The sequence below is a fragment of the Paenibacillus chondroitinus NBRC 15376 genome (assembly GCF_004000765.1).
Classification (GTDB): Bacteria; Bacillota; Bacilli; order Paenibacillales; family NBRC-103111; genus Paenibacillus_E; species Paenibacillus_E chondroitinus.
The window spans coordinates 110,197-118,065 of the sequence record NZ_BILW01000022.1 but is presented as its reverse complement, the minus strand read 5'-3'; the positions used below and the strand labels follow the sequence as shown (position 1 = coordinate 118,065).

At 44.2% G+C, this 7,869-nt stretch carries 10 protein-coding genes; 7 read left to right on the top strand and 3 right to left on the bottom strand.

Features of this window, described 5'->3' with window-relative positions; genetic code table 11:
* Positions 1-743, top strand: a 743-nt coding sequence (locus PCH02S_RS22540; protein WP_127456270.1) for a BclA C-terminal domain-containing protein, incomplete at its 5' end; no start/stop codon positions are given.
* Between the two features lie 197 nt (positions 744-940).
* Here PCH02S_RS22540 and PCH02S_RS22535 read toward each other — a convergent pair.
* Positions 941-1,426, bottom strand: coding sequence for a heme-degrading domain-containing protein (locus PCH02S_RS22535; protein ID WP_127456269.1), 486 nt, complete (start codon positions 1,424-1,426; stop codon positions 941-943).
* A gap of 171 nt (positions 1,427-1,597) precedes the next feature.
* Here PCH02S_RS22535 and PCH02S_RS22530 point away from each other — a divergent pair, with 171 nt between their 5' ends.
* The 4 genes from PCH02S_RS22530 (at position 1,598) to PCH02S_RS22515 (ending at position 3,828) form a co-directional block, all read left to right on the top strand.
* The gene (locus PCH02S_RS22530) at positions 1,598-2,233 is read left to right on the top strand and encodes a 2OG-Fe(II) oxygenase (RefSeq protein ID WP_127456267.1); all 636 of its coding nucleotides are present in this window, start codon (positions 1,598-1,600) and stop codon (positions 2,231-2,233) included.
* Positions 2,234-2,367: 134 nt separating this feature from the next.
* Positions 2,368-2,919, top strand: coding sequence for a nucleoside/nucleotide kinase family protein (locus PCH02S_RS22525; protein ID WP_407670116.1), 552 nt, complete (start codon positions 2,368-2,370; stop codon positions 2,917-2,919).
* 70 nt (positions 2,920-2,989) lie between these two features.
* On the top strand, positions 2,990-3,445 hold the full coding sequence (locus PCH02S_RS22520) for a DinB family protein (RefSeq protein ID WP_127456263.1): 456 nt from the start codon (positions 2,990-2,992) through the stop codon (positions 3,443-3,445).
* A 26-nt stretch (positions 3,446-3,471) separates the two neighbouring features.
* Entirely contained in the window at positions 3,472-3,828 is a 357-nt protein-coding gene (locus PCH02S_RS22515) for a GNAT family N-acetyltransferase (RefSeq protein ID WP_174806813.1), read from the top strand.
* A gap of 60 nt (positions 3,829-3,888) precedes the next feature.
* Here PCH02S_RS22515 and PCH02S_RS22510 read toward each other — a convergent pair whose 3' ends face one another.
* Together PCH02S_RS22510 and PCH02S_RS22505 are read right to left on the bottom strand one after the other, a co-directional pair.
* The gene (locus tag PCH02S_RS22510; RefSeq protein WP_127456261.1) at positions 3,889-5,175 is read right to left on the bottom strand and encodes a galactokinase; all 1,287 of its coding nucleotides are present in this window, start codon (positions 5,173-5,175) and stop codon (positions 3,889-3,891) included.
* Between the two features lie 123 nt (positions 5,176-5,298).
* Positions 5,299-6,756, bottom strand: coding sequence for a flagellar hook assembly protein FlgD (locus PCH02S_RS22505; protein WP_127456259.1), 1,458 nt, complete (start codon positions 6,754-6,756; stop codon positions 5,299-5,301).
* A gap of 207 nt (positions 6,757-6,963) precedes the next feature.
* Here PCH02S_RS22505 and PCH02S_RS22500 point away from each other — a divergent pair, with 207 nt between their 5' ends.
* Together PCH02S_RS22500 and PCH02S_RS22495 are read left to right on the top strand one after the other, a co-directional pair.
* The gene (locus PCH02S_RS22500) at positions 6,964-7,299 is read left to right on the top strand and encodes a hypothetical protein (protein WP_127456257.1); all 336 of its coding nucleotides are present in this window, start codon (positions 6,964-6,966) and stop codon (positions 7,297-7,299) included.
* A gap of 59 nt (positions 7,300-7,358) precedes the next feature.
* Positions 7,359-7,811, top strand: coding sequence for a VOC family protein (locus PCH02S_RS22495; RefSeq protein ID WP_127456255.1), 453 nt, complete (start codon positions 7,359-7,361; stop codon positions 7,809-7,811).
* The last annotated feature ends 58 nt before the right edge of the window (positions 7,812-7,869 follow it).

Genomic DNA, 7,869 nt, shown 5'->3' with positions numbered 1-7,869 from the left:
CCGGGGCTACGGGCGCAGCAGGAACAAACGGTGTAACAGGGGCAACGGGTGCAACCGGAGATACCGGTGCAGCAGGAGCTGCCGGTGCAACTGGGGCTACGGGCGCAGCAGGAACAAACGGTGTGACAGGGGCTACGGGTGCAGCAGGTACAAACGGAGCAACGGGAGCCACGGGCGCAGCAGGGACAAACGGTGCGACAGGGGCAACGGGTGCAACCGGAGATACCGGTGCAGCAGGAACAAACGGTGTAACAGGGGCAACGGGTGCAACCGGAGATGCCGGTGCAGCAGGAGCTGCCGGAGCAACGGGTGCAACTGGCGCAACAGGTACGGCTTTCACGAACATTAATAGCTTTGCCGCGAATACGGCTGGCTCCGTCATCGCCGTTGTCCTTGGCGGAACTAATGTTCCACTCCCTAACAATCAACTGCTTAATGGCGGCATTACTGTCAACGGCTTAAACGATACGTTTACGGTGCCGTCAAACGGAGATTATATGATTTCGTATCAAGTAAATGTAACCACCGCTTTGTTAGTCAGCACACGCTTGCTTATTAATGGAACACCATCTACTCCTTCCATTATTTCGCCAGTAGTCTCTATATCAGAGTTTAATAACTTGGTCATATTGAATCTAACTGCAGGTAGCACGATTACACTTCAATTATTTGGATTACTCGGTGCCGCGACGCTGCTTAGTGGTGCTGCCGGTGCTGCTCTGACCATCATTAAAGTCTCCTAATTTCGAGTCACTTAAAAGTTTTTCCAACCAAGTAGATTTAGGACTTAATGTAACTTTCAAGGCTCTTTCGCTTCCCTATGGGAAAACGGTAGAGCCATTTTCATTTTGAAAAGGCCAATCTGCCACGGCAGACTGACCTTGTATAGTTTTTTAGCCATATCAGCTGAAGCTTTTGCAAGTTGAACCTTTTCCGACGATTAATTCTCTAATAGCAATTCCTTTAATACAGAAGTAATCATGTTGTGATCTTCTTCACCAGGTAGCCCTGATACTGAAATTGTGCCTACAATGCCTTCGTCCTTCAAAATTAATGGAAAAGCGCCGCCCTCAGCTTTGTAATCATTCGGATTGAGGCCTGAGGCTTCCACCGTTGAAGCGGTCGATTTCAGTAATACGTGCATGTAATAGGAACTATGCCCAAAATGATTAACGACGTTATTTTTCCATGTCACCCATTCGTCGTTATTAGAAGAAGTGCCGACCATTCTGCTATAAAATAACAGCTCATTGTTTTTACGAATATTGACGACAATTGGTTTATTCTCTTTCATTGCTTTTTCTATAATCCTATTCCCAACCCTGTAAGCAGTCTCATTCGTAAAGACGGAAAACTGGAGATCTGTTTCTTCCTGTAGCAGAGTCATTAATAAATCGTCGTATTTATCCAGAGTGAGCACATCCATTTCAAATAAATTAGCATTTCCTGTTTGATATTATACACGCAAATGATGCTTTTAAACTAGAAGTAATACGGAATTCAAAAGAGTAATAGGAAACTTCGTTTGTTCTAAAAAAAGGCGAAATAGAATAATTTTATAGAATAAGAGGAATTTCTGATAATGGAGGCTGCAGCGATGACCATGATAGAACAGACGATTTTCAATTCAATTGGAAATAAAATTATTACAAAGGATAGAGAGATTCCTATTGTTGCTAGAATGGATGAACCGCTTATTTTAATTTTGGACAATGTATTAAGTCACTCAGAGTGTGACGCTTTGATAGACTTAGCTAATAATCGAATGAAACGAGCTAAAATCGGCAAGTCTCACATAGTAAGCAATTTTAGAACTAGCAGCAACATGTTTTTTGAGGAAAGCGAAAATGAAATGGTTCAAAAAATTGAGACCAGAATTTCTGAACTCATGAATATACCGATATCACATGCAGAACCGCTGCAAATTTTACATTATAAAGTAGGAGAGCAGTATCATCCTCATTTCGACTATTTTACATCTGAAAATGTTGTTAACAACCGGATCAGCACATTGGTGATGTATTTAAATGACGTGGAAAAAGGCGGTGAAACGCACTTCCCCTCGCTTCGTTTTTCAGTAACGCCGAAAAAAGGTTGTGCTGTCTATTTTGAATATTTTTATAACGATAAATGCTTAAATGAACTTACCTTACATGAAGGAAAACCCGTAGAAATCGGGGGAAAATGGGTAGCGACCCAGTGGATGAGAAGACAGAGATATCGCAATGTTTAAAAAAAGGGAGTTTGCAGCGATGCAGCTCCTTTTTTACTATTTATTAGACGGTAGTCTAGCCCAGAACTTTCTCACTCTTCAACATAAATTTTGGTATAATTTAGTAATGATAGTAGAATGCCTTTTGGAGGTCAATCTCGAGCGTGAAACCTTATGTAATTTCAATTGCTGCTGTATCAGGAGGTGGGAAAACCACCGTTACCAATCATTTTCTAGGCAAATTGAATAACTCAAAAGCATTGTATTTTGATGAATATGTTTTTAAAGATTGCCCTGAAGATATTTGTGATTGGGTTAGTAGAGGTGCAAATTATAACGAATGGAATCTGTCCCCTTTGATTAAAGACATCCAAGAATATCTTAAGAATGAATCTCTTGAATATATCCTGCTGGATTATCCATTTGCATATTTGAATGATGCGATTAGTGGATACATTGATTTAACAGTATTTATAGATACACCATTGGATATTGCGATGGCGAGAAGGATTTTACGAGATCAAAGCGAGAACTTGGTTTATGATTTGAATAGTGACTTAAACAACTACCTAGTCCGTGGAAGAGATGCTTACTTAGAAATGCAAAAAAACGTAAAACCGAATTCTGATATTGAAATTAACGGATTATTACCTGTTGATCTAATTGTTGATCAGTTAATTAAAGAATTAAGACACAGAGGTTTGTAATAAAGTAGCATTCCGCTAACAATTATTAGCAGGTTCAAATAATCATTAAAACGAAGAGGAGAAAACAAATATGAAGACAATTAGGTGCATGATGGATCATCTGTATTGGGCGGACGAACGTATTTTGAACGCACTCGAGGAGAGTAAGACGAAGAATAAGGAGTTGTTAAAGCTGGTCCGGCACGTCGCGGTCGCAGAACGCGTCTGGCTGTCTCGATTGCAAGGCAAGGGTACTGCGCAATATACGTTATGGGAGGAAACGGAAGACCTGAATGCGATACGGACGATGTTCGAAGAAAACGCCGAGCAATATCGTGTCTATATTGAAGGGCTCGAGGAGTCTGTGTTGGACAAGATGATCGACTATGCGAACCAGAGCGGGGTTCCGTTCCGAACGTCCATCCGGGGCATCTTGTTACAAGTCCTTTTACATGGGCAATATCACCGGGGACAAATCAACCGGGCACTTCGGATCGAATCAGCAGAGCCTGCCCAAGTCGATTACATCACGTTTGCGAGGCTTTAACAGTGCCTAACACGGGGGTGAAGCCATTGAGTGAAAGCAATATCTTTACTATTGACTGTAAGGATGTCTACCTTAGAGAGTACACTCTTGATGATCTCGATCAATTTCATTTATTAACATGGCAACCTGAAATATATGAATACTTGCCAGGTTGGAACGTATCTAAAGAGCAACGGAAACAATGGTTGATGGAATATGAAATACCCGGAAACAAACAGTTTCTAAATGCTGTATCTAAAGGTGAAGGGATCGACGAACTTCGTCTTCGAATGGGGATCATATTGAAAGGATCAGGAGATTTAATAGGATGGTGTTGTACAGGAATTAAAGAGGAATTGCCGGCACCAAACCGAGAAATTATGTTTGCAATCTCCAAAGAATAGTCATTGCATGCTCCCCTTACTTATAAGGGAAGCATGCAATTGACGATTTTGCCATCAAACCTACAAAAGTGAATTCAAGCAGACCGCTCCGATTTCACGTACGCCGATTTTGAACAGTTCCGTCCCAGTCGTTCGCCCGATTAGTTCCCTATATTCCGCTACAGCTGCATGTGGCAGAACGGCGAGAATGACTCCCGCGAAACCACCTCCGTGTACTCGGCAGGCACCGTCGCCCAATCGGTCGATGAAACGCTCAGTAATGGCGAGTGTAAGCGCAATCCCTTGTTCTCGTGATACGGATTCTTGGTAGATGTTCTGCAGCCATTTCCACGAGGAGTTTCCTGAGGCAGTAATATACTTCAGCACATTCTGCCATTCGCCCGCCTTAATTGCCTCTACCTGACGCCCGACACGGTCATTTTCATCCAGATAGTGGAGGACGCGCAGCACCGCTCGATCTCCGGCAGTTTCGCGGAGTTCCGCGAGCCGGCCGTAGATCAACTCTGCCGTCAAATCGCGGCATACCTCTACACCAAAGGCATGTGCCACCGCCCGCATCTCGTTCGGAATTGAAGCATAATCCTTCGTAAGATCAGCATGGTTACCACCGGTACTGACGATGACAAGGCTGTAACCTGCTGCTTCGAAGGTACCTGGAACACGCTCGATCTGAGGTTCTGCCGGATTTTTAAAGTCGATTGTGATCATGCCGCCGTGCGAACAGGCCATCTGATCTAACATGCCAGAGGGCTTGTTCCAATAAAGATTTTCAGCATACTTGCCAATTCGCGACATCATGACCGCATCCAGATCTCCGTTATTATAAAAAGTACTTAAGATTTGGCAGATCAGAATTTCGAAAGAAGCGGAGGAGCTGAGTCCTGACGCTGGAAGCACGTTGCTGCTGATGCTAGCTTGAAATCCGCCAATTCGATACCCGTGCTGCTGGAAACCGTGAGCAATACCGCGGATTAAAGCAGCCGTCCCACCCTCGCCTGACTTAGGTTCTAGATCATCCAGATGGATGACGGACATGCCTGGATACCCTTCGGAAATGACCGAAATAATACCAGTGTCTACGGCTGATGCAGCCGCAATCGTATCTAACTGGATACTAGCCGCCAGCACCTTTCCATTGTTATGATCCGTATGATTACCGCCTATCTCTGTACGACCCGGAGCACTGAAGTATTTCAACGACTCCGTATCTCCATATTGCGCATGGTATCCTTCCATACACTTCCGGTACCTGTCAATTTGTCGCTCTCGTTCTTCGTTTCCATACATTTGGTCCAATAGCTGTTGTGTTTGAAGTGAATTAAAAAACTGCTCGAATTGGTTGTTCATCTTGAATGTTCCTCCTGGTTCTAACTGTTTAAGTAATAATTATCATACCCATTGTACCGAAAGACAGCGCTCTCAGATAGATATTTATGAAAGAACCCAGGCATCTTATTAAAATTTACTTCCTCACTGAGCGCTGATTCTCAGCGGGAAGCTTGTGAGCATCGCACTCTTGGCGTCTTCGCGCTGAAGCGTGCCCTTTTCGCCATCCTTTGTATAGCTGATACTCATTGGCAGTTTGATTTCAACGGAATATTCGCCAAAAGGAACTTGCTTCTCGGCGGAATCTTTCTGGTCCCAGAGAAAGTCTAGCGAATGTACTTCGCCGCTAGCGAATTTCGCTTCCAGAGAATCGATTTGACCGGACCAAACTAGCGTCAATGATCCATCTATCGTGTTCCGGCGGGAGATATCGATTTTGAACGAAGTCGTGGGCTGCAACGTGAGGGCTTCCTCACTGACATTTCGAATTGCAAATTGAATGCTGACTTCTTTTCCATAAGGCTGAAAAGCTTCGCTAGAGATATTACCGGCCTCGTTCTTAACATGAACGGTTAAATCAAACGGATAATTTCGTACCCCGGACCCGAGTTCGGTCATCATTTTAGATGGATTGATTACTGTAATCGGTTTTACCTCTACTTTTGCCGGGGGAACGTAAGCATCGGGATCCTGGTCCTGCTTCACAGCGTATACCCACGAATCGCCCAGCCAAGAGCTGTGAATATGATACCATCCGCCACCATGCTCGAAAGTGTTAATGGTCTGGGGAGCAAGAGAGCCAAGTACGCGGGCCGCTTTATTCGGATGTTCGTAGACAAGCGCCGTTTCTTCTAATCTAAGTGTCGTTTCTTCGCTGCGCAAATCCGCAGGATACCCGACTTTTGGGTTTATCCAGTGAGGGCCATCCCAAGTATCCACATAGTACCAATCGTTCCATACGATGTTCGATGTGAACCACTGAGGGGCAAGCCAGCCTGCCACATGACTGCCGGCATCCGGCGAATCGAACATCGGTGAAGTCGTCGTTAATTCAAACGACATGCCTGAGCTGTTCGCACCATATGTCTGCACATCGTCAATGATGGGGTGCTGCGGACGCATCCACCGATAGCCGAGCCAGGTTTGGATCAAATAATTGCCATCAACACCATACAGGACGCGCAGCAGTTGAGGAGAAACGGAGCCAGCGATCCGAGAGCCTGGAGTTTGGTCGTTATAGAAGCTCTCCTTCTCGGTCAGCAGGATATGTTGATAGAAGTCTTCCCGAAACTCGGGGTTTTGCAGGTGAACCCAGCGATCGCCGTCAGAAGTCTGAATTTTGAACCAAACAGCCTCATTATTTTGAATCAGTTTACGATCCCAGCCCGATTCCGCTCCTTCGACCTTCACAACTTGAGGTGAGGCGGAATATAGCTGCTGACCTTCGAGTGAATCATACACAGGCGTAAGTTGTTCGTTTAAAACGAGTTCAATGGGTAATGGAAGCAGTGCGGAGTTCGAATCAGCGGCATGCACGCCTTTGTTGAAGATCATTCCGCTAAGCAGGATTGCGGATAGCAAGGTAAGCATTTGTTTTCGCATACAAGGTTTCCTCCAATGCTCTTCAGAGTCGAATTACAGGATATATACATTAACGCATATGGGGATAAAATGTTTCGGCAATGTATTGCCATTGATTGTCATTTAGTTATTACTCTTATTTGGTATACTGTGAATGTAAATATCGAGTGCGTATCTATTGAACTTGTACAATTTATTATTATTTGAAGAGAGAGAGGGGGAGGTAATTTGGAGAACAAACTAACTCCTAGGCAACAAAAACGACAGCAAGAGCGTGAAATTATTGACGAATATCACAAATTGGTAACGGAACAAGCACTGGAGCCCTTGTACCAATCTTTTTTGGATTGGAAGTCAGGCACATTGCCACACTTTGAACTAACTGAACAAATTCATCTATTTCATAAGAAGAATCAGGAGATTTACAAGGACTTTACGTACACAGATAGTAAACACGTTCTTCTACTAGCAAAAATGAAATTGGGCCGTTTAACAAATGATGATATTAGAGAAAATCAGCGCCTTTTAGAATTTTGGGGATATGAGGACAGTACCTCTAATTAATCCAGAGGTTAAATATGCAGTTGATAAGAAAATAAATTCATACATACAAGGGGTTAACCATGGCGAAAAGCAAATTACTAAGAATGGACAATGTCGGCATCGTTGTAGAATCACTTGATGACGCAATTTCTTTCTTCGAGGAGATTGGCTTGAAGCTCGAAGGACGAGCTCTAGTCGAAGGTGAATGGGCTGGTCGCGTAACCGGACTGGGTTCACAGTGTGTAGAGATTGCTATGATGATTACGCCAGACGGCCACAGCCGAATTGAACTTTCGCGATTTCTCAGTCCACCTGCAATATCAGACCACCGAACTGCTCCTGTAAATGCCCTTGGTTATCTGCGCGTCATGTTCGCGGTCGAAGACATTGACGAAGTGGTCTCCAGACTAGTCACTAAACATGGTGCTCAGCTCGTTGGCGAAGTGGTTCAGTACGGGGACTCGTATCGGCTCTGCTACATTCGTGGAAATGATGGACTTCTAATCGGTTTGGCGGAACAACTCAAAAATTAGAATAAATCTCTCGGGAAATGCAATCGCACCCTCTCATAATTATCCACCCTGCCGAATT

Excerpts from the sequence above, each read along its gene's own strand:
- PCH02S_RS22535 (WP_127456269.1), bottom strand. The coding sequence starts at position 1,426 with ATGGATGTGCTCACTCTGGATAAATACGACGATTTATTAATGACTCTG.
- PCH02S_RS22530 (WP_127456267.1), top strand. The coding sequence starts at position 1,598 with ATGACCATGATAGAACAGACGATTTTCAATTCAATTGGAAATAAAATT.
- PCH02S_RS22520 (WP_127456263.1), top strand. The coding sequence starts at position 2,990 with ATGAAGACAATTAGGTGCATGATGGATCATCTGTATTGGGCGGACGAA.
- PCH02S_RS22510 (WP_127456261.1), bottom strand. The coding sequence starts at position 5,175 with ATGAACAACCAATTCGAGCAGTTTTTTAATTCACTTCAAACACAACAG.
- PCH02S_RS22505 (WP_127456259.1), bottom strand. The coding sequence starts at position 6,756 with ATGCGAAAACAAATGCTTACCTTGCTATCCGCAATCCTGCTTAGCGGA.
- PCH02S_RS22495 (WP_127456255.1), top strand. The coding sequence starts at position 7,359 with ATGGCGAAAAGCAAATTACTAAGAATGGACAATGTCGGCATCGTTGTA.